Raw genomic sequence first — 23,507 nt, 5'->3', positions numbered from 1 at the left:
GACAGAAACCGCGTCCTGTCGTGCCGGGTTTCCGCCAGCGGTTGCCGATTCGTCCGATCCGCGATCCACTGAACCACATGGGTGTCATCAAGGTGGGCACGGCGTCCTGGGCGGACCAGATGCTGCTGCGCTCGGGGTGGTACCCGCGCGCGGCGAACACCCCGGCCGGCCGGCTCGGCTTCTACGCCGGGCGGTTTCCCCTGGTCGAGGTCGACACCTCCTACTACGCCGTGCCCGTGCCCGAGACGACGCAGGGGTGGGTCGACGCCACGCCGGAGGGGTTCACCTTCGACGTCAAGGCGTTCAGCCTCTTCACCGGCCACCCGACCCCGGTGGCGGCGCTGCCCCGCGACCTGCGCCCGGCCGGCGGCCCGAGCCGGATCCGGCGCCGGGACCTGGCGGCGACCGCGTACGACGAGCTGTGGGACCGGTTCCGGGCGGCGCTCGACCCGATCGCGGCGGCCGACCGGCTCGGCGCGGTCCTGCTCCAGTTCCCGCCGTGGCTGGCCCGCGGCACCGCCGCCGAGCGCCGCATCGCCGAGCTGGCCGAGCGCTGCCGGCCGTGGCGGGTCGCCGTCGAGCTGCGCCACGGGTCCTGGTTCGACGGCACGGCGGCACTGGACACGCTGGGTTTCCTGCGGGAGCGCGACCTGTCGTTCGTCTGTGTGGACATGCCCCAGGGGCACCCGTCGTCGGTGCCGCCCATCCTGTTCGCCACGGCGGAGCTGGCGGTCGTCCGCTTCCACGGGCACAGCAGCGCCTGGGGGACCGGGGACAAGCAGGAGAAGTTCCGCTACGCGTACGGCGACGAGGAACTGGGCCGCTGGTCGGAGCTGCTGACCGAGCTGGCCGGGCAGGCCGGCGAGCTGCACGTGCTGTTCAACAACTGCTGCGGCGACCAGGCCCAGCGCGACGCGGACCGGCTGGCCGAACTGCTGGGCGTCGAACCGGTGGGGCGGGGCCGCCCGGCGCGGGCGGGGGCGGCGTCGCCCTCCTGACGGCGGGCGTGCGACCCGTGTCGGCAGGACCGGGACTAATTGCGTCGACCGGGCCGCGCGGGCTCCGGCATGATCGCCGGGTGGCGGCACCCTCTCGCGCGCTCTTGCGCTGGCAGTTCGACCTGACGTGGTCGCTGTTCGAATACCACCTCGAGCGCCTCGACCCGGCGGACTTCCTCTGGGAGCCGGCCGGGCACTGCTGGACGGTGCGTCGCGGCCCCGACGGCGGCTGGACGCCCGACTGGGCCGACACCGAACCCGACCCGGTGCCGGTCCCGACGATCGGCTGGCTGACCTGGCACATCGGCTGGTGGTGGACGGTCACCACGGACCACCTCCGGGGGCAGCCGCCACGACAGCGCGCCGACGTGGAGTGGCCGGGCGCGGGCGAGCCGACGGTCGCGTGGCTGCGCGGCCTGCGTACCGAGTGGCTCGGTGTCCTCGACCGCCTCACCGACGCCGACCTCGACCGCACGGCATCGTTCCCCTGGCAGGACGACACCGAGCACACGGTGACGCACATGCTCGGCTGGGTCAACGCCGAGTTGATGAAGAACGTCGCCGAGATCGGTCAGCTCCGGCTGCTGCGCGCGGCGGGACCCGGGGCCTGACCGGGCCGCGCCCCGAGGCCGGTGACGGCCGGGACGTACCGCGCCGCCGCCCACGTCGCTCAGGAGCGCCGGCCCCTGGTCCGTAGCGCGTCCTCCGTCCGCTCCTCGACGTCGGCGGCGTCGGGGAAGGACCGCCGGGACGGCGCCGGGTCCGGGGGCGCGCCGGGTCCGGCCGGCAGCGTACGGGTCGGCTCGACCGGCCCGAATCCGTGCCGGCCCCCCTTCCCGGCCGGCCCCGCCGGCTCGCCGGCGCGGCGGTCCCCGCGCCGGCCCTCCGGCACGGCGGTCTCCTCACTTCCCTCGTCCATCGGGTCGTGCTCGCCGGTGCCCCAGGGCGGTTCCGCGTCGAAGCCGTCCCTGGTCACCCATGGGGTGATCGACTCCGGTGTGCGCCTGCCCCCGCTGCGTCCGTCTCCTGCCGCCATGGTCACCTCGCTGGTCGGGTCCGCCGCTACCGGCCCCGATTGCCCGTCCCGGGGCCGGTCATGCCTGCGCGGGTGCCCCGGCGGGGTCGTGCCGGGCGGACTCGCCCCGCCCGACTCGGGACGCGGAGCGGCGCCCCGCCGCCGAGGAGTCGGCGGGGCGCCGGTGGGCACGTCGTCCGGTCAGCGACCGGACATCGCCATCCGCCTCTTCTTGGCCGCCGCGCCCATCGCCATCACTGCTCCCATCCCCTTCGGCAGCCCGCCCGCGCGTCCGAGCATCCCCCGGAACACCTCGCCGGGCTTCTGCTGCTCGCCCATGTACGCGGTCACCACGATCAGCGCCCCCGTCAGCGCGGGCACCGCCCACTGGAGCATCCGCATCTTCCGCTGGCAGGACGCCACGTTCGACGGCGTCTGCGAATTGGGTTCGGTGACCCCCTCGACCGACGGGCCGCCGGCCTTCTCCAGCTTCATGCCGAGCAACCGGCTGTAGCCGGTCACCGCCAGCGCGCCGACCGTCAGCGCGGTCTTCAGGGTGCTGACCCGGGCGACTCCCGACTGCGCCGCCACCCGGGGGCTCTCCGTCACCAGTTCGCCGACGGCGCCCGCGAGGTGGGCCCCGATGGCGGCGGCGTTCACCGGCGTCCACCGGGCCCAGCCGGCCGAGGCCATCGGCAACCGCTGGGTCGAGTCGTTCATCTGTGCCGCCGCGCCGTTGACGCCGAACGCTCCCATCAGGGAGCCCCCGAACCAGGCCGCCAGGCCCAGATCGTGCATCGAGCGCAGTGCGGTGTGCCGTTCGGACATCTGATCCCCTTCCACCGTGTCGGGCGCTGCGGCATACCCGCCGCCCGGTCGGCTATGCCCGTCCGTCACCCGCCGATAGGGCGCGGTCACGCGGATACCGGGGAAGACCGGGGAAGACCGGGAACCGGTGGCGTCGCCGCGGCGCGGACCCGTCCGGGCGGCGGCGGGTACGGCGGTCGCGCCGGCGACGGGGCGCGGCCGGGAGGAGTCGGCGGGGCCGGTGCGGGTAGATCGCGGGACGGACGATCCGAGCGAGAGGGGAAGAGGATGTCGCAGCCCGACGAGAGCCGGGAGAAGACCGCCTCCACCGACGCGGTGCTGATGCACCCGGGCAACGATCCGCGCAAGACGACGTCCCAGGTGCCGCCGCCGCCCGAGCGCGGCGAGACCCGCGTCGAGCGGGACGGCAAGATGGTGCCCGTCGAGACCGACGAGTGACCGGGCCCCGGGCGGCGGGCATGCGGCACGCCGCCCGGGGAGGCGTGCGGGCGACGGCGTGACGTCGGCGGGACCGACCCGGCCGTGGCGCGCCGCGATCGGCCGAGGACGTCTCAGCGGGCCGGCAGGTCCGCGGCGAAGCTGGCCACCCGGGCCGCCAGCGGCGCGGCGGCGCGTACCCAGGTGAAGTGGTCCATCCGGGCGCCGGCCTGCGCCGCGGTGTAGCGCTCGCGCACGACGGGCGCCGCGGCCAGCTTCGCGCAGAGGTGGTCGAGCGTCTCGTGCGGCGTGTACTGGTCGTCGTCGACGCTGACCGCGAGCACGGGGCTGCGCAGCTCCCGGACGGCCGCCTCGGCGTCCACCCCGCCCAGGCGCGGGAAGCGGCCGGTCCGCGCGGTGTGCGCCCAGTCCCGGATCACCCCGCGTGCCTGCCGGCCGCCGAAGCCCCAGCCGGGCCAGACGCCGAGCAGCCGGGCCGTCGCCGCGATCCCCTGGGTGTACGGCAGGACGCCGTACCCGCGCAGGCCCGGGTAGCTGCGCCACCAGGGCATGCCGACGGCGACCAGGGCCAGCCCGTCGACGTCGTGGGCGCCGTGCACGGCGAGGTGCAGCAGCGCGGCCTGCCCGCCAAGGGAGTGCCCGAGCAGCACGGTCTTCCGACCGTCCCGCCGGGCCTTGAGCGCCGCCAGCACGGCGCCCACGTCGGCGGCGAGTTCCGCGTAGCCGTAGCGGCAGGCGCGGCTCGGCGCCGGCGTGCTCTCCCCGGTGCCCCGCAGGTCGGCCACCGCCACGGCGAGGCCGGCGGCGCGCAGCTCGGCGGCGAACGGCCGGTAGTAGCGTGCGCGCACCCCCATCGCGGGTGCGACCAGCACCAGCGGCGCGTCGGCGACGCCGTCCGGCTCGGGGTAGACCTGCAGCCCGATCCGGGCACCGTCGACCTCGACGAACTCCTGCCGGTATTCCCCCGTCGCGTTCATCGCCCCAGGCTACGGCCCGAGGCTACCGGCGGGTAACCGAGGGGTGGTGGGGGGATCACCCGCGTCGCCGCCGCTGGCCGTCAGGCCAGGGCCGGGGCCGTCCGGCCGACCGTGCTGACCGAGGCGTAGACCGTGCTCAACTGCTCGGCGCAGCGCTTCCACGAGTACCGGCTGCGGACCCGGTCCAGCGCCGCCGTGGCGTACGCGAAGCGGCGGACCTTGTCGGCGAGCAGCTGGCGGATCGCGGTACCCAACGCCCGGGGGTCCCGGGGCGGCACGAGGTCGCCGGTGAGGCCGTGGACGACCGTGTCGGCGATGCCGCCGACATTCGAGCCGAACGACGGGCACGCCGCAGGCCATGCCCTCGAGCGGGGCCAGCCCGACCGGCTCGTACCAGGAGGCGGCCACCAGGAGGTCCGCCGAGCGGTACCAGCCGGCCAACTCCGCGCGGGGCACCGCGCCGACCAGCTTCACCCGGTCGGCCACCCCGCAGGACTCGGCGAGCGCCCGGAGCCGGCGGGCGAAGCCGTCCGCGGGGAGCAACCGCGCCGGCGGGCCGCCGACCACCACGCACTCCGCCTCGGGCACGGCCGGCAGGGCCCGGATGACGTCCTGGAAGCCCTTGCGTTCCACCATCCGGCCGACGGTGACGATCCGCCGGCGGGTCGGGTCGCGCGGGGCGACGGGCCCGTCGGGACGGAAGACCTCCTGGTCGACCCCGCAGGGGACCAGCACCATCCGGGACCGGGGCACGCCGAGGCGGACCAGCTCGCCGATCTCGTCCTGGCACTGCACGACGACCCGGTCGGCGGCCCGGCCCAGGGCCCGCTCGTAGCCGATCCGGCCTGGTGGACTGGTGTCCTGGGCGCCCTGCTGCCGCCGCGCGACGGTGCCGAGCGAGTGGTACGTCAGCACCACCGGGACCCCGGTGCGCCGGCCGGCGTGCAGGGTGGCCAGGCCGCTCATCCAGTGATGGGCGTGCGCCACGTCCGGCGTCCAGTCGCCGTCGCGCCACTGACCGGCCAGCCAGCGCCCGAACTCACCCAGGTGCGGCATCAGCTCACTTCCGGGCAACCGCAGCGCCGGCCCGGCCGGCACGTGGCACACCTGGTAGCCGTCCGGAGTGGAGACGGTGTCGGGCTGGGCGGCGGACTCCCGGCGGGTGTAGACGCGGACGTCGTGCCCCTCGCGCACCAGTGCGGTGGCCTGCTCCGCCACCCGCGTGTGCCGCCCGCCGGCCTCCCCGAGGACGGCGAGCGGGCTGGCGTGCTCCGAGATCATCGCGATGCGCATGTCTTCCTCCATCGGCCGGCCCGGTCGTCGGGGAACGGGTCGCGCCGCGGACGGTGCCGCCCCGCGAGCCCGTCGCACCCGCATGCGGAGTCCCTACCCCCGGCCTTGTCGCCTAACCGCCGGCCCGCCGAGTTCCCAACGGGCCGCCCGGCCGGCGGCGCGGACCCGGCCGGTGGTGGGGCGAACGCCTCACCACCGGTGGCCGGTCGGTCGCGGAGGTCAGTTCCGGTCGTCGCGGAGCATGCCCGGGCCGAACACCTCGTAGGCGATCCGCTCCGCCGGCACCCCCCGCCGCAGCAGGCCACCCCGGACGGTGTTCATGAACGGCAGCGGCCCGCAGAGGTGCACGTGGGCGTCGGGGGAGAGCGGGATCAACGCGGGGTCGACCCGGCCGCCGGCCACCTCGGCGGCCAGCCCGGCCAGCTCGGCGTCGGTGACGTCCTCGTACCACAGGGCGGTGCGCAGGTTGGGCAGCGCGGCGTGCAGGCGTGGCAGTTCGCCGCGGAACGCGTGCGCCGCGCCGGCCCGGTCGGCGTGCACCAGCACCACCGGGCGGTGCGGCTCGGTGGCCGCCAGGTGCTCCAGGGCGGACATTGCCGGGGTCAGCCCGATGCCGGCGCTGACCAGCAGCAGCGGGCCCTCCCCGGCCACCGCGCTGACCTCGCCGAAGGGCGGGCTGAGCCGGAGGGTGTCGCCCTCGGCCACGTGCTCGTGCAGGAAGGTGGAGACCATGCCGTCGGGGCCGGCGCCGGTGCCGCGTACCCGCTTGACGGTGATCCGCCAGTGGTCGGCCCCCGGCCGGCCGGAGAGGCTGTACTGGCGGATCTGCTGCCCGCGCCCCTCGTCGAGGTCGACGGCGACCGAGGCGTACTGGCCCGGGACGAAGGCGGGCACCGGGCCGCCGTCGGCCGGGACCAGGGTGAACGAGACGACGTCCACCGCCTCGGTGACCCGACCGGTGACCCGCCAGTCCCGCCAGACCGACGCGCCCTCGGCGAGCCCCGCCCCGACGTAGAGGCGGGCCTCCCGGGCGATCAGCTCGCAGGCCAGCAGCCAGTACACCTCGTCCCAGGCCGCCGCGACCTCCGGGGTGACCGCGTCGCCGAGCACCTCGCCGACGGCGGCGAGCAGGTGCCGGCCGACGATCGTGTACTGGTCGGGGGTGATGCCGAGCGAGGCGTGCTTGTGCGCGATCCGGTCCAGGATCGGGCCCCACGGCGCGTCGCTGCCGCCGGTCAGGTGTTCCGCGTACGCGACCACGGAGGCTGCGAGCGCGGCCTTCTGCGCCCCGGTCGCCTGGTTGCCGCGGTTGAAGATGTCGAGCAGCTCCGGGTGGGCGTCGAACATCCGCTGGTAGAACCGGCCGGTGATCGCCTCGCCGTGCGCCTGCACGGCGGGCAGGGTCGCCGTCACCACTGCTGTTGAGGACTCCGAGAGCACGACTTGTCTCCTTATGCGCTGAACCGCTCGGACCATGCCAGCAAAACAGGCATTCGAGATACCTCTTTAGGGCCGAAGGTCCCGGGTCGAGGGTCGGGTGGATCACAGATTGCGTCCGTCGGCCCGTGGTGGGGCGCGTCGGCGCTGGCTAGGGTCGGGACGTGAAGCTCAACCGGTCCACCGACATGGCGCTGCGGATCGCGATGCTCGCCGCCGCGAACCCACGGCGGATGACCGTGGACGAGCTGGCCGACCAGCTGGCGCTGCCCCGCAACCACGTGGCGAAGGTGGTGCAGCGGTTGCAGCGGCTCGGCGTGCTGGTCACGATCCGGGGCCGCTCCGGCGGGGTCGCCTTCGCCGAGGGCGGCCACGAGACCACGGTCGGGCGGGTGGTCCGGGCGTTCGAGGGCGACGACGAGGTGGTGTCCTGCGACGAGCCGGCCTGCTCGCTGCGCGCGGCCTGCCGGCTCCGGGACGAGTTGCGTCGGGCCCGTGACGCCTTCCTCGCCGCGCTGGACGGGGTGACCCTCGGCGGCCTCGTCGACGGGCCGACCGGTCCGGTGCTGCTCGCCCTCGGCATGCCCCGCGCCCGCCCCGCCCCGGGACGTGACTGATCCGGGCGCGGACGCGGCGGAACCCCGCGCCGGGCGGCACGGGGTTCCGGGACGCGGTCGGGGTCAGGACACGGTGACGGAGCCGTCGGCAGCGCGGACGCAGGCCACGGAGCGGGCGCCGGTGGCGGCCGCGCCGGTCAGGCACTGCCCGAGCACCTGGTGGCCGGCGGCGTTCGGGTGCCACGACTCCTGGCAGGTCTGGAAGTAGCTCACGCAGGTGTTCGCGATCCGCTGGATGGCGATCTTGTCCTTGCCGGCGAGGCTGGTGACGAAGACGCCGTTCGGCGGGCTGTCCTGGAGCCGGATCGGGGTGGCCAGCGCCCCGGTCGGGCTGGCCCCCGACTCGCAGAGCCGGGCGCCGTCGAAGGCCCGCTGCACGTTGAGGTGGACCAGGTCCGCGCCGGGGAACTCGGCGGCCAGGGCGTCGCGGGTGGACCGCACCAGGGTGCCCAGGCCCTGCGAGAAGCGGTGCCCCGGCAGCAGGCTGGCCCGGTGGATCGGGCAGCCGGCCGCGTACCGCTCGGCGCCCAGTGCGCGGAACTTGTCCCGGGTGTCGTCCCGGCTGTCCTCGCTGTGGAAACTCGGCTCCAGGTCGAACGGCAGCGGGTTGGTGTAGTCCTGGAAGACGATCCGGTGCTGGCCGTCGGCGTCGATCTCGCGCAGCGTGGTGAGCAGCTGGCGTACGGCCGAGGTGGTCTCCGCGGTCGCGGCGCTCCATTGGGCGGCGGTGGCCAGGTCGCCGTCCGTGCAGGGCTCCTGCTCGACCGGCCCGCCCAGGTAGGCCCAGAACTCCCACCAGCCGGTCCAGGCGTCGGCGATGAACCGGTTGGCGCACTTCTCGGCGACGTCGCCGAAGGTGAACGAGCTGTTGTTCGAGCCGAGTCCGAGCAGCACCAGGTCGATGTCGTGGGTCCGACCGACCGCGCGGAGCTGGTCGAGCTGGGCGGCCACCTGCCGGCCGCCGGCGCGGGCCGACGAGGCGGTGGCGATGTCGTGCGGCTGGCCGCCGGAACACGCGAGGTTGAACCGGTCCTGGATGCCCGGCAGGCTCGCCCGGTGCAGCGAGGCGTTCGCCGAGCGGTGGCAGAAGAACGCGTTGCTGTTGGGCGCGGTCCAACCCGGGAATCCCTGGGCGACCCCGGCGACGTCGACGACCGGGGTGTACGCGCCGGCGCCCTCGCCGCTGATGAAGCTGTCGCCGAGGGCGACCGCGGCGGTGGGTGGCGCCGCCGCGGCCGGGGCGGGCAGCCCGACGGCGGTCGACAGTGCGGCGGCGGCGACGGCGAGCGCCGCCGCGAGAGTCGTACGACGGAACCTGGACATGACGTCCTCCATCTGCACATCGAAATGTGAAAGATCCTCTCGGCCGCGATCCCATCACCTCGGTACGACGGACGTCAATGGCTCGGCACGGAATGGTCCGATGCGGGACGCGCCCGCCCCGGTGCACCGGGGCGTTTCCACCTGGCAGCAGCCCCTCCCGGCGTCGACCACACCGGGTCCCGGTGGCCGGCGGGCATCGGGTGCCCATGACGGAGCGTCGATCATCGGGCGGCCCGGGGTTTGCCCTGGCGGTCTATGTCCCGCTTGTGCTCACAGGATGTGACGGCTATGGACACCGGTCGAAGTGCGTCTCTACAGTTCCGGCGTCCGGCTTTCTACTTCCACGGGGGTTGCGGTGGCCGTCGGCCGCTCGATGCACGCTGTCCAAGTCCAGAAACGATCCGTACGCCGCCTGATGGCCAGCGGGCTCGCGGCGGCGCTCGGCGCCACCGTGCTGGCCCCGCCCGTGTCGGCCGCGCCGCCGGCCGCCGCCGGTACGGGCACCGCCACCGAGGCCGCGCGGGCCGCCGTGGCGGCCGAGCGGACCGGCCAGCGGGTGGAGGTCCTCTCCGCCCGCACCGAGTTGACCCAGGTCTTCGCCAAGCCCTCCGGCGGCTTCGTCGCCGAGACCGCCGCCGTCCCGCAGCGGGTCCGCCAGGGCGACGGGTCGTGGGCCGACGTAGACCTCACCCTGCGCCGCGACGGCGCGGGCGGGTTCCGCCCGGCGGTCTCCCCGGCCGACGTGCGGTTCTCGGCCGGCGGGCGCGGCCCGGCCACCACGCTGACCAGCGGTGGGAAGTCCCTGACCCTCGCCTGGCCGGGGGAGTTGCCCGCGCCGGTGGTCAGCGGGGACGCCGCGACCTACCCCGAGGTGCTGCCCGGGGTGGACCTGGTGCTCCGGGCCACCCACACCGGCTTCACCCATGTGTTCACGGTGAAGACCCCGCAGGCGGCCGCGAACCCGGCCCTGCGGGAGATCCGCTTCGACCTCGACGGCGACGTGCGGGTCCGGCGCGACGCCGACGGCTCGCTGCGGGCGCTGGCCGGGGCGGCCGAGGTGGCACGCAGCGCGCCGGCCGAGATGTGGGACTCGACCACGACCTCCGCCACCGGCCGGTCGGCCGCGGGGAAGTCCTCCGCCGCAGGTCCCGGCGCGGGGGCCCGGACGGCGCCGGTCGCCACCGCGATCGACGCCGCCGGCGACCTGGTGCTGCGCCCCACGCCGGGCCTGCTCGACCCGGCGCGGGCCAGCTTCCCGGTCTACATCGACCCGGCCTGGTCCGTAGGCCGGAGCCGCTGGGCGTACGCCACCAGCGACAACTTCACCAACAGCGACACCACGCGGGCCATCGTCGGATACCTCCCCGACAGCAACCGCACCTACCGCTCGTACTTCGAGTTCCCGACCAGCACCCTGGTCGGCAAGCACATCGAGTCGGCATACGTGCGGATGAAGCTGGACCACTCCTGGAGCTGCTTCGCCACGCCGACCTACATGCACCAGTCGGCGCCCATCGCGACCACCCCGCGCACCGCCTGGGCGCCGGCGCTGACCACGCTCAGGGCCAGCGCCAGCGCCAGCGCGTGCGCCAGCGGCACCAGTCCGCAGCCTGACGCCATCATGAACTTCGCCGGGAGCAACGTCACGGCGGCCATCCGGACCCAGGCCACCACCGGCGCCACCTCGATCACGTTCGGCTTCTGCGCGTGCAGCGACTCGGCCGGCGCCGGCGAGGGAGACCAGAACCGGTACAAGAAGTTCTACCCGGACGAGGCCCGCCTGGTGGTCGACTACGACTCCCTGCCCGGCCAGCCGACCGGCCTGCAGGTCGGCGGGCAGGCCTGCGTCACCGGCGGTCGGGTCGCCCTCGCGACCCCGCCGACCCTGTCGGCCGTCTTCCCCGACGAGGACGCCGGCCAGACCCTGCAGACCGCGTACGAACTGCTGGAGATCCCGGCCTCGGGGAGCTACGACAGCAGCACGCCGCGGCTGACCCCGCCGGCCGGCTCGGCGGTGACCGCCGGTGCCCGCTCCACCACGGCGCCCGTGACGGGCGTCAGTGGCGGCAAGTCGTACGCGTGGCGCGCCCGCAGCACCGACCCCGCGCCGTACGGCCTGCTCAGCCCCTGGTCGGCGTGGTGCGAGTTCACCGTCGACGACAACGCCCCGACGGTGACCGTCGACCCGGTCACCAACCCCGCCCCGCCCGGCCAGTTCTACACCTACAAGCTCCGCTCGCCCGACTCCGACGTGGTGACCTTCCGCTACGGCTGGACCAGCCCACCCACGGAGGAGGCGGAGGCCGGCACCACTCTCGGCTACCCGGGGAAGACCGTCTCCGTGACGCTGACCACCCCGGCGTACGGCACGAACACCCTGTACGTGGCGGCCGTGGACAGTGCCGGGAACGTCGGGTACGGCTCCCTTGTTGTCCAGGTGGACCCGCCCGCGGCCGGCTGACCCGCGAACCGGTCACGGCGCCGCCGGGCGCCGGATCCGGACAGAGCACGCGACGACGCCGCCGAGGCCCGCACCACACGACGTGGTGCGGGCCTTGCTGCGGGGCGCCGTCGTCCTGTCGCATCTCCCGGTTAGGCTCGCTGCGGCGCGCCGGCCGACCGCCGATGTCGGACGCGGCACCACACCGCCGAGACCTGGGAGTACGACCAGTTGACCGCAGAGCCTGAGACCCTGTACGGAGCCGACGACCTCACGCACCTCGAGGGGCTGGACGCCGTCCGCAAGCGGCCCGGCATGTACATCGGCTCCACCGACAGCCGTGGCGTGGGTCACCTCGTCAACGAGATCCTCGACAACTCCACCGACGAGGGCGTCGCCGGCCACGCCGCGAAGGTCGAGGTGACGCTGCACGCCGACGGCTCCGTCCAGGTCGACGACGACGGGCGGGGCATCCCCACCGACGTGCACGCCAAGTCCGGCATCTCCGGCGTCGAGCTGGTGCTGACCCGGCTGCACGCCGGCGGCAAGTTCGGCGGCTCCGGCTACAAGACCTCCGGCGGCCTGCACGGCGTGGGCGCCTCGGCGGTCAACGCCCTGTCCCGCCGGTTCGACGTCACGGTCCGCCGGGGCGGCAAGATCCACGCGATGTCGTTCCGGCACGGCGTGCCGGGAATCTTCGACGGCGACGGCCCCGAGGCGGCCTTCACCCCGGGCCCCGGGCTCCAGATCGTCGGCGCGATGAAGCGCGGCCAGCGCACCGGCACCTCGATCCGCTGGTGGCACGACGCGCGCTACTTCGAGACCGGCGCCGCGCTGGACGCGGACGCCGTCCGGATGAAGCTGCGCAACACGGCCTTCCTGGTCCCCGGCGTGAGCTACACGCTGCGCGACCACACCGGCGAGGAGCCGACCGAGGAGCGCTTCCACTACCCCAACGGCCTGACGGACATGGTGGAGTTCCTCGCCCCGGCCGGCGACCGGCCGGTCTCCGGCACGCTGCTGGTCACCGGCGAGGGCACCTACCGGGAGAACGCCGCCGACGCCAACGGGGTCATGCAGTCCAACGTGCAGCGGCGGGCCGAGGTCGAGGTGGCCTTCCGCTGGGGCACCGGCTACGAGCGCACCGTCGAGTGCTTCACCAACACCATCCGCAACGCCCACGGCGGCACCCACCGCAAGGGCTTCGAGCGGGCCCTGGCACGTACCCTCGCCGACGCGGTCCGCAACACGCGTGGCCTGCTGAAGGCCAAGGAGGACCCGCCCACCCTGGACGACGTCCTGGAGGGCATGACGGCGGTCGTCCACGTCCGGATCCCGGAGCCGCAGTTCACCTCGCAGACCAAGGACGAGCTCTCCACCGCCGGCATCACCAAGGTGATGCAGTCGCTGATCGAGCAGCACCTGAAGTCCTGGCTGGAGGACCGGCGGACCAAGGCCGAGGCGCGCACGGTCCTGCAGAAGATCGTCGACGCGGCCCGGGTGCGGCTGACCCAGAAGCAGCAGAAGGACGCCGCCCGGCGCAAGACCGCCCTGGAGGGCGCGTCGATGCCGGCCAAGCTGGTCGACTGTCGCGCGGCGGGCATCGAGCGCAGCGAGCTGTTCATCGTGGAGGGCGACAGCGCCCTCGGGACAGGTCGACTTGCCCGATCTGCCGAATACCAGGCGCTTCTTCCGATCCGGGGCAAGATCCTCAACGTGCAGAAGGCCAACCTCCAGCAGGTGCTCGACAACGCCGAGTGCGCCGCCATCGTGCAGGTGCTCGGTGCCGGCTCCGGCCGCACCTTCGACCTCTCGGCCATGCGGTACGGCCGGGTGCTGATCATGGCGGACGCCGACGTGGACGGCGCGCACATCCGCACCCTGCTGATCACGCTCTTCGCCCGCTACATGCGGCCGCTGATCGAGGCCGGCCGGCTCTACGCGGCCATGCCGCCCCTGCACAAGATCACCACGAAGGGGCGCAACCCGCAGACGATCTACACCTACACCCAGGCCGAGATGGAGGCGACCGTCCGCAAGCTGGAAAAGGCCGGCAAGCAGATCGTCACCCCGATCCCGCGCTTCAAGGGTCTCGGCGAGATGGACGCCGACGAGCTGTGGGAGACCACGATGAACCCGGCCACCCGGGCGGTCCGCCGGATCACCCTCGACGACGTCGACGCCGCCGAGCGGATCCTCGAACTGCTGATGGGGGAGAAGGTCGAGCCGCGCCGCAACTGGCTGATCGACTCTGCCGACCGGGTCGACCGCGAGGCGATCGACGCATGACCAGGCCCGCCACCACCCGTCCGGAAGAGAGCTGACCGATGGCACGCCGCAAGGACGACCGCGCCAAGGTGGACCTGTCCGCCTTCGACCAGGCCGGCGCGCGGGTCTTCGACAACCCGCTGGTCACGGAGGTCTCCGACTCCTACCTGGAGTACGCCTTCTCGGTGATCCACTCGCGGGCGCTGCCCGACGCCCGCGACGGCCTCAAGCCGGTGCACCGGCGCATCCTCTGGTCGATGTACGAGCAGGGGCACCGCCCCGACCGGGGGCACGTGAAGTCCGCCCGCATCGTCGGCGACGTGATGGGCAAGTACCACCCGCACGGCGACACCGCGATCTACGACGCGATGGTCCGGCTCGCCCAGGACTTCTCGCTCAACGCTCCGCTCATCGACGGGCACGGCAACTTCGGCAGCCCGGACGACGGGCCGGCGGCGGCGCGCTACACCGAGGCCCGGATGTCGCGGGAGGCCATGCTGCTCGTCGGCGAGCTGGGCGAGGACACGGTCGACGTGGAGCCCAACTACGACGGCTCGCTGACCCAGCCCACCGTGCTGCCGGCGGCCTTCCCCAACCTGCTGGTCAACGGCGCGTCGGGGATCGCGGTCGGCATGGCGACGAACATGATCCCGCACAACCTCGGCGAGGTGGTCTCCGCCGCCCGCTGGCTGATCAACCACCCGGACGCCACGCTGGACAAGCTCATGGAGTTCGTCCCCGGGCCCGATCTGCCCACCGGTGGCCTGCTGCTCGGGCTCGACGAGGTGCGCCGTGCGTACGAGACCGGGCGCGGCGTGGTCCGGATGCGGGGGAAGGTGGAGATCGGCCCGCTGGAGGGCAGCCGGGGCCGGCAGGCGATCACGGTCGTCGAGCTGCCGTACGGCGTAGGCGCGGAGAAGGTCATCGCCGCGATCACCAACGAGGTCAACAAGACCAAGCGGCTCACCGGCATCGCCGACGTCAAGGACCTCACCGACCGGGAGAGTGGCACCCGCCTGGTCATCGAGTGCAAGGTCGGGGTCAACCCGCAGGCCCTGCTCGCCGACCTCTACCGGCTCACCCCGCTGGAGCAGTCGTTCGGCGTCAACAACCTGGTGCTGGTCGACGGGCAGCCGCAGACCCTCGGGCTGAAGGCGCTGCTGGAGGTGTTCCTGGCCCACCGCTACGAGGTGGTGACCCGGCGCAGCTCCTACCGCCGCCGCAAGCGCGAGGAGCGGCTGCACCTGGTCGACGGTCTGCTGATCGCCCTGCTCGACATCGACAAGGTGGTCAAGCTGATCCGGGCCAGCGAGGACGCCCAGGCCGCCAAGGACGGCCTGATGCAGAAGTTCAGGCTCTCCGAGATCCAGGCCACCTACATCCTGGACACTCCGCTGCGCCGGCTGACCAAGTACGACCGGATCGAGCTGGAGGCCGAGCAGGAGAAGCTCCGCACGGAGATCGCCCAGCTCTCCACGATCCTCGACGACCCGAAGGTGCTGAAGAAGGTCGTCTCGGACGAGCTGGCGGCGGTGGTGAAGCAGTTCGGCGCCCCGCGCCGCACCACCCTGGTCGACGGCGACCTCAAGGAGGTGCTGGCCGCGTCCGCGCCGGCCGGCCCGCTGGAGGTCGCCGACGACCCGTGCCAGGTGATCCTGTCCGCGACCGGGCTGGTCGCCCGGACGGCGGCGGAGTCGGAGGAGGCGTCCGAGGGGCGCCGGCGGCACGGCCGCGTCAAGCACGACGCAGTACGCGCCATCGTCCACTCCACCGCCCGGGGTCGGGTGCTGCTGGTGACCAGCGCCGGCCGCGCGTTCAAGGTCGACGTGCTGCCGCTGCCGGTGCTGCCCGAGCAGGCCGGGACGGTGTCGCTGCGCGGCGGGATGGCCGCCGCCGAGCTGGTGCCGCTGGAGCCGGGGGAGACGGTGGTCGGGCTGGCGCCGCTGGGGCCGACGGCCGAGGGCTCCCCGGGGCTGGCGCTGGGCACCCGGCAGGGCGTGGTCAAGGTCTGCGCGCCGGAGTGGCCCGTCCGCTCCGACGAGTTCGAGGTGATCGGCCTGCGCGAGGGCGACGAGGTGGTCGGGGCGACCTGGCTGACCGACGGGGCGGAGACGCTCACCTTCGTCACCTCGGAGGCGTCGCTGCTGCGCTTCTCCGCCGGGCTGGTGCGTCCGCAGGGCCTCAAGGGCGGCGGCATGGCGGGCATCAACCTGCCGGCCGGTGCCCGGGTGGTGTTCTTCGGCGCGGTCCGCACCGACGACCTGGGTCACGGCGAGCCGATGGTGGTCACCTCCACGGGAGCCACGGTGAAGGTGACGCCGTTCCAGGCGTACCCGGCGAAGGGGCGGGCGACCGGCGGGGTGCGCGCCCATCGCTTCCTCAAGGGCGAGACCGACGTGGTGGTCGCCTGGGTCGGGTCGCGCCCGGTGGGCGCGACCGCCACCGGCGAGCCGGTGGAACTGCCGGCGGCGGACCCGCGCCGCGACGGCTCCGGCTTCGCCGTCATGCTCGGCCCGACCGTCGTCGGCCATCAGGTCGAACGCGACTGACCCCCCGGACGGGCGAGGGGGCCGCTGCTGACGCAGCCGCCCCCTCGCCCGTCCCCCCACCCGACTACTCCCCGCGTTGATCATGAAGTTGTTGCGCGACCGCCGGTGCCGAGGACAACAACCTCATGATCAACGGGCTCCGGCCCGGGGTCAGAGTTCGGGTTCGGGGGTCTGGCGGGGGGCGGAGGTGGTGCCGCGCAGGCGGGCCACCAGGCGCATGCCGTGGTAGACGACCAGGGCGGCGGCGGTGCCCAGGGCGATGCCGTTGAAGGAGAGGTCGCCGGCGGTGAGGGTGTAGTTCGCCGCGCCGACGATCACCGCGACGGCCGCCGTCATCAGGTTCACCGGGTCGTGGAAGTCCACCCGGTTCTCGATCCAGATCCGGGCGCCGAGGATCGCGATGAGGCCGTAGAGGGCGGTGGTGGCGCCGCCGAGCACGCCGGCCGGCACGGTGAGGATCAGCGCGCCGAACTTCGGGCTGAGCCCCAGCAACACCGCCGCCACGCCGGCCACCCAGTACGCGGCGGTGGAGTAGACCCGGGTCGCGGCCATCACGCCGATGTTCTCCGCGTACGTGGTGGTGCCGGAGCCGCCGCCGGAGCCGGCGAGGACGGTGGCCAGCCCGTCGCCCAGGAACGCCCGGCCCATGTCCCGGTCCAGGTTGCGGCCGGTCATCGCGGCGACGGCCTTGACGTGCCCGGCGTTCTCGGCGATCAGCACCAGGATCACCGGGATCACCAGCACCACCGCGCGCAGGCTGAAGCTCGGCGCGTGGAACTGCGGCAGGCCGACCCAGGCGGCGTCCCGCAGCCCGTCGACCGCCTTCGGGTCCAGGTCGCCGAGCGCGGCGGCGAGCAGCCAGCCGACCAGCACGCCCAGCAGGATGGACAGCCGGGCCAGGAAGCCCCGGAAGGCGACCGTGGCGAGCAGGATCGCGGCCAGGGTCACCACCGCGATCAGCGGCTGCGCCTTCACCCCGGTGCCGCTGCCGCCGCCGTCCCACGCGACCGGGGCGAGGTTCAGGCCGATCAGCGCGACGATCGCCCCGGTGACGACCGGCGGCATCAGCGCGTCGATCCAGCGCGACCCGGCGAGTTGCACGACCAGCCCGACGCCGGCCAGCGCGACGCCGGCCACGACGATGCCGCCCAGCGCCGGGCCGATGTCCCCGCCGGCCTTCGCGGCCAGCACCGGCGCGATGAAGGCGAACGACGAGCCGAGGTACGAGGGCAGCCGGTTGCCGGTGATCAGCAGGAACAGCAGCGTGCCGATCCCGGAGAAGAAGAGGGTGGTGGCCGGCGGGAAACCGGTGATCAGCGGCACCGTGAAGGTGGCGCCGAACATGGCCACGACGTGCTGCACGCCGACGCCGAGCGTGCGCGGCCAGGACAGCCGTTCGCCGGGGTGGACCACGTCGCCGGGGCGGACGGACCGGCCGTCGCCGTGGACCGTCCAGGCGGACCAGCGGGAGCGCGGCTCGGTGGAAGCTTCTGTCATGGGTGGCCCTTCGCGTCGTCAAGAGGTGACGGGGGCGCTGACGAAACCCAGGAGTCGTTTCTAGCAGAGCGCCGCCCCGCCCCACCCGCCACCCCGGCCACCAGGCACGATCGGTCCCGCACCTGATGTCCCTGTCATGCGGCCGATGGCGTTTTGTCCGGACAGGAGGTGCAAGATCGGCGGGCGGGGACCGGGACGGGAGTCAGCTGCCGGTGAGGACCCGGTCGTGGTCGGGGCCGGACTGGCGGACGATCGTCGGTGCCGGATGCGTGGGGCGCAGCGTGAGCAGGCTGCCCACCAGGCCGGAGAAGAGCACGACCACGCCGAGCGCGATCGCGGTGGCCGACGGGAGCACCACCCGCAGCGTGTCGTGCGGGTTCAGGTCGCCGAACCCGTCCAGCCCCCAGTAGGCGACCGCCCCGACGGTGCCGGCGACGCCGGCGACGAGCAGCAGCAGGCCGACGGTGACGCTGGTCTCCAGCCGCAGCAGACGGATCCAGCGGTCGGACGCGCGCTGCGGGACGAGCCTCTCCTGCCGGCCGTAGATCTCGGCGAGGCCACCGAAGAGCACGAGCTGCATCCCGACGAGCACCATCAGGCAGGCGTACACGAGCGTGCTGACGTCGAGCCGGACGGGGCCGAGGGTCAGCGGGCCCGGGGTGAGCGCCCCCACGCCGGCCAGCCCGAGCGCGGTCAGCGCGGCGCCCGGCCGGACGAGGGTCTTGCGCGGCGCGAACACCAGCAGGAACCGCAGGTGCCGCCAGCCGTCCCGCCAGGTCCGCAGGTGCGGCGGGCGGGACCGGCCGTCCGGCGACAGGGTGGTCGGCACCTCGACGATGTCGTACCCGGCCAGCGCGGCGCGCACCACCAGCTCGGAGGCGAACTCCATGCCCGGCATGCACAGCCCGAGCGCGCGGATCCGCTCGGCGTTGAAGCCGCGCATGCCACAGTGGAAGTCCCGCACCTCGCGCAGCCCGAACAGCCGCCGGCCGAGCCAGCTCAGGACCGGGTTGCCCAGGTAGCGGTGCAGGGGCGGCATGGCGCCCGGTGCGATGCCGCCCCGGAACCGGTTGCCCATCACCACGTCGTGCCCGGCGCGCAGCGCCTCGACGAACGGGCCGAGGTCGGCCAGCGCGTACGAGTCGTCGGCGTCGGCCATGATGACGTACCGGCCGCGCGCCTGGTCGATGCCGTTGAGCAGGGCGCCGCCGTAGCCGCGGATCGGGGCGTGCACCACCCGGGCGCCGGCCCGCTCGGCGATCTCCTGCGACCCGTCGGTGGACCCGTTGTCGGAGACCAGCACCTCCCCGACGACCCCGCACTCCCGCAGCGAGCGCAGCGCCTTGCGGACGCAGACCTCCAGCGTCTCAGCCTCGTTGAGGCACGGCAGCAGCACCGTGACCTCGATCTCCGGTTCGTTCGTCATGCTCCCCGTTGCTTTCTGCCGTGGTGGGCGCGAGCCTGTCCGGCTCGCCGTCAGCCGAGATGAGCCCGCCCGGATCGTCGTCGGCCGGCGGGCGCCTGACCGGCTCGCCGTCGGCCGGCGCGGGCCGATCCGTCGGATGGGATGTCGAGCGCAGCCGCTGCCAGCCGAGGGCGGCGGCGATCGGGAGGAACGCCAGGGCCGGCAGGCCGTAGCGGTGGTCGAACATCGACGTGGCCACCGAGAAGACCATGATCCCGAGGCCGATGCCGGCGTACAGCAGGGCGATCAGGCTCAGCCGCAGCCGGCCCCGGCGCGGCCACACCGCCCCGACCAGCGCGATCAGCACCATGGCGGCCAGGACCGGCGGCGGGGTGACGCCGTACCGGCCGTAGCCGTGCAGGAAGCGGCTGGCCGCGTTCGGCTCGACGTCCCGCGACGGCGCCGGTTTCCACTCGTAGCCGGGGCTGGCGGTGCGCGGCACGCAGTCGCGGTCGGCCGCCCAGTCGGTCGGCGCGGGCTGCGGCCGCCACCAGTTGGCCAGGCACGACTCGGTCGGCGCGAGGGGGGTCGGCCAGAAGTAGCGTGCGGTGTCCGACGCCACGGCGGCCAGGTAGTCGCCGGGCTGCTGGCGGAGCACCTCCCGGGCGAACTCGTCGAGGTCCTCGGGGCGTTCGGCGTCGCGGATGGGGCTGTCCCGGTTCCAGATGAACCAGTCGGGCCGGGCGGGGCGCTGGTCCAGCGGCTGCGTCGGGCAGAGCTTGCGCAGCCCCGGCCGCAGCTCCAGCCGGTCGCAGTCGGCGATCTGCGCGGTCCGTCCGTAGAGGAACTTCCCGCCCTCCAGCCCCAGCGCGCCCTTCACGGTGCCGATGCCGGCGAAGGCGGCACCGAAGAACACGACGATGCCGAGCAGGTACGCGGCGGGCGCCCGCCAGCCGCGCCACGGCACGAGGAGGAACAGCAGCAGGGCGCCGAGGGCGACCACGCCGGTGGGTCGGGTCGCCATGCCCAGCGCGACGGCGACGCCCGCGCCCAGGGCGGCGAGCGTCCCGGGCCGTTCCCGGCGGACCAGCAGCAGCGCCGCGACGGCCAGCGTGGTGGTGAACAGCGTCTCGGTGAGCAGGTACTGCTCCAGCGTGAGCTGGGTGGCGTCGAGCAGGATCGGCGTCGCGGCGAGCGTGGCCGGCCACGGGCCGACGCCCAGGCGGCGCAGCAGCAGGTAGGACGCGACGCCCAGGGCGAGCCCGGCGAGGTGCTGCAGGGCCACCACGGAGGCGACCGTGCCGGTCCACTCGAAGGCCTTGAGCAGCCACGGGTACGTCCACCGGGCCGGCATGTCCGGCCACTGTGCGGAGAGCCGGAGGTACGTGCCGGAGTCGCCCTGGAACCACAGCGCGGGCGGGTACGCCGCCATCGTCGTGATCCTCAGCGCGAGGCCGGCGGCGAGCACGACGACGAGCCCGACGTGGCGACGCAGCAGGGCGGGGAGGGAACGAGCGCCGGCCCGCCGTGCGGCCGGGCGTCCAACGAGCACGGAAAGCTCCAGGAGACAGCGGAGAGTGATTGAATGGTCAAGCTAGCACGGTGACCGGTGACGGTGGGTGCACCGACCCGGACCCGAGGGCGGCTCAGGCGACGCCGGCGGGTCGAAACTGGACGCTGACCCGGGGCCCGACGGGGCGGGCGGTCTTCGGCACCGCGTGCTCCCAGGTGCGCTGGCAGGAGCCGCCCATCACCACGAGGTCGCCGTGCCCGAGCGGGAAGCGCAGGCTGTCGCCGCCGCCCCGGGGCCGCAGCAGCAGCGTGCGCGGCGAGCCGAACGAGACGATGGCGACCATCGTGTCGGTGTGCGCGGAGCGGCCCTGGGTGTCGCCGTGCCAGGCGACGCTGTCCCGGCCGGAGCGGTAGAGGCACATGCCGGCGGTGACGAAGGGCTCGCCCAGCTCGGGCGCGTAGTGCCGGGTGAGCGCGGCGCGCGCCTGCGTGAGCAGCGGGTGCGGCAGCGGCCGGTGGCCGGAATACCAGCACAGCAGCCGCGGCACGTCGACCTCGGCGTCGTACATCGTGCGGCGCTCGGCCCGCCACGGCACGTCCCGCAGCAGCGTGTCGAAGACCTGGTCGGAGCCGGTGACCCAGCCGGGAAGGTGGTCGACCCACGCGCCCCGGGTGAGCGGGTGCCGGCGCAGCCGACCGGCCAGCGGCCCCAGCGACGGCCCCGCGTCGGTCAGGTCCAGCATCGACGGCTGGTAGGCGGCCCCGGTCATCCGCCCAGCGTACCGGCCTGATTGGCACAGGTGTACGACGCGGGGGATCTCGTCGCCCGTCCGTCACCTGGCGCACACGTCGGCGTCGCCCGGCGTCGGCGGGCCGCCCCTACCGTGAGGCGGCTCCGTCCAGGCCCGGGCGGGCCGCGCGCCGAGGAGACGACCAGTGCAGAGCAGTTCCACCCGCGTGCCGGTGGCGCCGCGCCCGGCGGCCCCGCCGCAGGCGACCCCGGTCCGCCCGGCCCGCCGACCCGCGGCCGTCGTCGGTTGGCTCGCCGCCGCCTGGGTCGTCCCGGTGCTGGCGTACGCGCTGGGCGTGGCCGCCGTGCTCCCGCCGCTCGTGCTCGTGCTGACGGCCGCGCTGCTGCGGGTCGGGCGCACCCTGCTGGACCGGCTGGTGCTGGCGACGGCGCTGCTGCTCGGGGCGCTCTGCGCCGCCGCCCTGCTCTTCTCGGTCTGGCCGTGGGGCCTGCACCCGGTCCCGGTGGCGGGCACGGCGCTGACCGCGCTGCTCGGCCTCGCCCTGGTCACCGGGGTCCGGCCGCGCCTGCCCCGCCCGGCGTCGGCCGACGTGGCGCCGGTCGTCGCGGCGGCGCTGGCGACCCTGGCCCTGGCCTGGCCCTACCTGCGCGCCGACGGCCTGGCCGGCCGGCTCGCGTACGCGATGACGGGCGAGGACAACAGCCGGCACCTGGCCGCCGTGGAGGGCATCCGGGCGGTCGGCGGCTACCTGTTCAGCGACCCGGACGGCGCGGCCCGGATCGCGCCCGAGGCGATGGTCTGGTACCCACAGGGCTTCCACGTGACGGCCGCGCTGCTGGACGGCTTCCTGCGTTCCTCGACCGAGCCCGGCTCGGCGACGAGCACCCTGGACCACTACCTCGGCTGGTCGCTGGCCGCGTACGCCCTGCTGGTGCTCGCGGTGCTCTGGGCCGCCGCGCGGATCGCCGGCCGGCTGCTCGACCCGCTGCGCGCCGCCGCCCTGGCCGGCGCGGTCACCGCGCTCGCCCTGGGCTCGGAGCTGGCCCGCTTCGTGGTGTACGGCTACCCGGGGGAGAGCCTCGGCCTGGCGCTGACCGCGATCCTGGTCGCGCTGGTGTGCCGCCCGGTGGCCCGCACCGGCACCCAGCTCTGCCTGCTCGGGGCGCTCTGCGTCGGGGTCGGATTCGCGTACCTGATGTTCCTGCCGGTGGTCGGGGCGCTGGTGCTGGCCTGGCTGGTCCGGCACCGGCGGGCGGTGCGCCGGCGGCCCTGGCTGGCCGGCGCGGTGGCCCTGGCCACGGCCGTGCTCACGCCGCTGCCGAGCGTGGCGGGCCTGCTCTTCACCGACCAGGTCGACAACGCCGCCACCGGCGGCGGCGTCTTCCCGCGCTACGACGCCTACCTGGCGCTGACCGGCGTGGTCGCCGCAGGGCTGCTCGCCGGCGGCCTGCGGCTGCCGGTGTGGCGCCGGTACGCGGGCGCCCTGGCCGCGGCGCTGGCCTTCGCCGCCGGCTTCCACCTCTGGTTCACCTCGCAGGGCACCGACCCGCGCTACTACTACGGCAAGACCCTGCACCTGCTGCTGGTGGTCCTGTTCGTCGGGGTGGGCGCGGTGTTCCTGCTGCGGCCGGTCCCGTGGCGCGCGCGGCGGCACCCGGGCCGGTCCGGCCCGGTCGCCCGGGCGCTCGTCGCGCTGTCGCTGGTGGCGGCGACGGCCGGGGCGGCCGGCCTGGCGCGCGGCGGCGGGATCTTCGCCCAGCCGTTCGGCGCCCGCACCACCACCTGGGCGGCGGCCTGGTGGTCGGGCCTGCTGGACCGGCCGAGGCAGGCCGACGTGACCGTGCGCGCGCTGGCCCACGCGCCGGTCCGCGCCGGGGAGGTCACCGTCGTGGTCAGCGAGCACCGGCGGGAGGGCTACCTGGAGACGCTCTTCCTCGCCACCCTCCAAGGCACCCACGGCGCCTCCGCGCCCGCGTTCTACAACCTGCCCCTGTCGGAGCCGGCCCGCTCGGCGGCCCTGGTCGAGCAGGAACGGCGGCCGATCCGCTTCCTCGCCACCGGCCCGGAGGCCGCGGCCGTCGTCGAGCGGCTCCTCGCCGAGCGCCCAGAACTACGCTCCCGGGTCACCCTCGACCTGCTGCCCTGACGGCGTCGCCCT

General features: G+C 74.5%; 17 protein-coding genes and 1 pseudogene. 8 read left to right on the top strand and 10 right to left on the bottom strand.

Annotation, left to right across the window (positions count from 1 at the left end; translation table 11 throughout):
- Positions 1 to 77: 77 nt before the first annotated feature.
- Both AB0G14_RS07930 and AB0G14_RS07925 read left to right on the top strand, forming a co-directional pair.
- The gene (locus tag AB0G14_RS07930) at positions 78 to 998 is read left to right on the top strand and encodes a DUF72 domain-containing protein (RefSeq protein WP_357694876.1); all 921 of its coding nucleotides are present in this window, start codon (positions 78 to 80) and stop codon (positions 996 to 998) included.
- A gap of 80 nt (positions 999 to 1,078) precedes the next feature.
- Positions 1,079 to 1,609, top strand: coding sequence for a DinB family protein (locus AB0G14_RS07925; RefSeq protein WP_357694874.1), 531 nt, complete (start codon positions 1,079 to 1,081; stop codon positions 1,607 to 1,609).
- A 59-nt stretch (positions 1,610 to 1,668) separates the two neighbouring features.
- On the opposite strand, the gene AB0G14_RS07920 is transcribed toward AB0G14_RS07925, so the two are convergent.
- Entirely contained in the window at positions 1,669 to 1,974 is a 306-nt protein-coding gene (locus tag AB0G14_RS07920) for a hypothetical protein (RefSeq protein ID WP_357694872.1), read from the bottom strand.
- Between the two features lie 240 nt (positions 1,975 to 2,214).
- Complete coding sequence (locus tag AB0G14_RS07915; RefSeq protein WP_357694870.1) at positions 2,215 to 2,841, bottom strand: hypothetical protein; 627 nt, start codon at positions 2,839 to 2,841, stop codon at positions 2,215 to 2,217.
- A gap of 267 nt (positions 2,842 to 3,108) precedes the next feature.
- On the opposite strand from AB0G14_RS07915, the gene AB0G14_RS07910 reads away from it, so the two are divergent.
- The gene (locus tag AB0G14_RS07910) at positions 3,109 to 3,279 is read left to right on the top strand and encodes a hypothetical protein (RefSeq protein ID WP_357694868.1); all 171 of its coding nucleotides are present in this window, start codon (positions 3,109 to 3,111) and stop codon (positions 3,277 to 3,279) included.
- 113 nt (positions 3,280 to 3,392) lie between these two features.
- Here AB0G14_RS07910 and AB0G14_RS07905 read toward each other — a convergent pair whose 3' ends face one another.
- The 3 genes and pseudogenes from AB0G14_RS07905 to AB0G14_RS07895 all read right to left on the bottom strand — a co-directional run bounded on the left by AB0G14_RS07905 (position 3,393) and on the right by AB0G14_RS07895 (position 7,025).
- The gene (locus AB0G14_RS07905) at positions 3,393 to 4,256 is read right to left on the bottom strand and encodes an alpha/beta fold hydrolase (protein ID WP_357694866.1); all 864 of its coding nucleotides are present in this window, start codon (positions 4,254 to 4,256) and stop codon (positions 3,393 to 3,395) included.
- An 80-nt stretch (positions 4,257 to 4,336) separates the two neighbouring features.
- A pseudogene (locus AB0G14_RS07900) lies at positions 4,337 to 5,549 on the bottom strand (glycosyltransferase).
- A 219-nt stretch (positions 5,550 to 5,768) separates the two neighbouring features.
- Positions 5,769 to 7,025 (bottom strand): globin domain-containing protein, encoded by a 1,257-nt coding sequence (locus AB0G14_RS07895; protein WP_357694864.1) that lies wholly within the window; start codon positions 7,023 to 7,025, stop codon positions 5,769 to 5,771.
- A 125-nt stretch (positions 7,026 to 7,150) separates the two neighbouring features.
- Here AB0G14_RS07895 and AB0G14_RS07890 point away from each other — a divergent pair, with 125 nt between their 5' ends.
- Positions 7,151 to 7,603: an Rrf2 family transcriptional regulator gene (locus tag AB0G14_RS07890; protein ID WP_357694862.1), complete on the top strand. Its 453-nt coding sequence runs from the start codon at positions 7,151 to 7,153 to the stop codon at positions 7,601 to 7,603.
- Positions 7,604 to 7,666: 63 nt separating this feature from the next.
- On the opposite strand, the gene AB0G14_RS07885 is transcribed toward AB0G14_RS07890, so the two are convergent.
- Positions 7,667 to 8,926 carry a hypothetical protein gene (locus AB0G14_RS07885; protein WP_357694860.1) on the bottom strand — a complete coding sequence of 420 codons (1,260 nt, stop codon included), beginning with the start codon at positions 8,924 to 8,926 and terminating at the stop codon, positions 7,667 to 7,669.
- 415 nt (positions 8,927 to 9,341) lie between these two features.
- On the opposite strand from AB0G14_RS07885, the gene AB0G14_RS07880 reads away from it, so the two are divergent.
- The 3 genes from AB0G14_RS07880 to AB0G14_RS07870 all read left to right on the top strand — a co-directional run bounded on the left by AB0G14_RS07880 (position 9,342) and on the right by AB0G14_RS07870 (position 16,183).
- Positions 9,342 to 11,387 carry a hypothetical protein gene (locus AB0G14_RS07880; RefSeq protein WP_357694858.1) on the top strand — a complete coding sequence of 682 codons (2,046 nt, stop codon included), beginning with the start codon at positions 9,342 to 9,344 and terminating at the stop codon, positions 11,385 to 11,387.
- A gap of 210 nt (positions 11,388 to 11,597) precedes the next feature.
- The gene (locus AB0G14_RS07875; protein WP_357694856.1) at positions 11,598 to 13,655 is read left to right on the top strand and encodes a DNA topoisomerase IV subunit B; all 2,058 of its coding nucleotides are present in this window, start codon (positions 11,598 to 11,600) and stop codon (positions 13,653 to 13,655) included.
- Between the two features lie 38 nt (positions 13,656 to 13,693).
- Positions 13,694 to 16,183, top strand: a complete 2,490-nt coding sequence (locus tag AB0G14_RS07870) for a DNA topoisomerase IV subunit A (protein ID WP_357694854.1) — start codon at positions 13,694 to 13,696, stop codon at positions 16,181 to 16,183.
- A gap of 150 nt (positions 16,184 to 16,333) precedes the next feature.
- Here the strand turns inward: AB0G14_RS07870 and AB0G14_RS07865 are convergent, their stop codons facing one another.
- From AB0G14_RS07865 to AB0G14_RS07850, 4 genes are all read right to left on the bottom strand, one after another.
- Positions 16,334 to 17,680 (bottom strand): solute carrier family 23 protein, encoded by a 1,347-nt coding sequence (locus AB0G14_RS07865; RefSeq protein WP_357694852.1) that lies wholly within the window; start codon positions 17,678 to 17,680, stop codon positions 16,334 to 16,336.
- A 202-nt stretch (positions 17,681 to 17,882) separates the two neighbouring features.
- Positions 17,883 to 19,106, bottom strand: a complete 1,224-nt coding sequence (locus tag AB0G14_RS07860; protein ID WP_357694850.1) for a glycosyltransferase family 2 protein — start codon at positions 19,104 to 19,106, stop codon at positions 17,883 to 17,885.
- Positions 19,048 to 20,637 (bottom strand): glycosyltransferase family 39 protein, encoded by a 1,590-nt coding sequence (locus AB0G14_RS07855; RefSeq protein ID WP_357694848.1) that lies wholly within the window; start codon positions 20,635 to 20,637, stop codon positions 19,048 to 19,050. Before AB0G14_RS07855 ends, AB0G14_RS07860 begins: the two co-directional genes overlap by 59 nt.
- 94 nt (positions 20,638 to 20,731) lie before the next feature.
- A complete protein-coding gene (locus AB0G14_RS07850; RefSeq protein WP_357694846.1) occupies positions 20,732 to 21,367 on the bottom strand; it encodes an alpha-ketoglutarate-dependent dioxygenase AlkB in 636 nt (211 codons plus the stop codon).
- 166 nt (positions 21,368 to 21,533) lie between these two features.
- Between AB0G14_RS07850 and AB0G14_RS07845 the strand changes: the two genes are divergently transcribed.
- Entirely contained in the window at positions 21,534 to 23,495 is a 1,962-nt protein-coding gene (locus AB0G14_RS07845; RefSeq protein ID WP_357694844.1) for a hypothetical protein, read from the top strand.
- The last annotated feature ends 12 nt before the right edge of the window (positions 23,496 to 23,507 follow it).

Source organism: Micromonospora sp. NPDC023814, assembly GCF_040639595.1.
Lineage (GTDB): Bacteria > Actinomycetota > Actinomycetes > Mycobacteriales > Micromonosporaceae > Micromonospora.
This window is presented reverse-complemented; position numbering and strand designations above follow the sequence as displayed.